Below are 410 nucleotides of genomic sequence, written 5' to 3' on the forward strand. Positions count from 1 at the left end.
GCCGTTTGGCTTTCTGGCGAAGCGCTTCAAAGCATGCGAACAGGCTGACGATGTCACCGCCCTCGATGGTGTGGCGGGACATCTTCTCGCTACAAGGGGATAGGGCTGTCACCAGCCAGGTTGACTTGCTAAGACCGTATGTTCTCGGGGTGAAGGTGGCTCACCCCCGCGATAAGCTGAGATCGGGGGGTGCTTCGGATTGGCCGAAGCCGAGCCCCAAGCTTAGCGAGGGTGAACCATGGATCAGCATAACAGGCTTTTTGTCGGTTTGGACGTCTCGAACCTGAAGATTTCTGTAGCCGTCGCGGATGGCGAGCGGGGTGGTGAAGTAAGGTTTTATGGGGACATAGCCTCGGATCCTAACGCGGTGACGAGCATCGTGGAAAAATTGGCGAAGCGAGGAGCTGCCC

2 pseudogenes are annotated in these 410 nt (G+C 57.6%); one reads left to right on the top strand and one right to left on the bottom strand.

The features are described 5' to 3' along the window. A pseudogene (locus JNB91_RS31840) lies at positions 1-133 on the bottom strand (IS110 family transposase); the annotation flags it as partial. Between the two features lie 105 nt (positions 134-238). Here JNB91_RS31840 and JNB91_RS31575 point away from each other — a divergent pair. Next, positions 239-410 (top strand): annotated as a pseudogene (locus tag JNB91_RS31575) (IS110 family transposase); the annotation flags it as partial.

The organism is Aliirhizobium wenxiniae (assembly GCF_019511445.1).
GTDB lineage: Bacteria > Pseudomonadota > Alphaproteobacteria > Rhizobiales > Rhizobiaceae > Neorhizobium > Neorhizobium wenxiniae_A.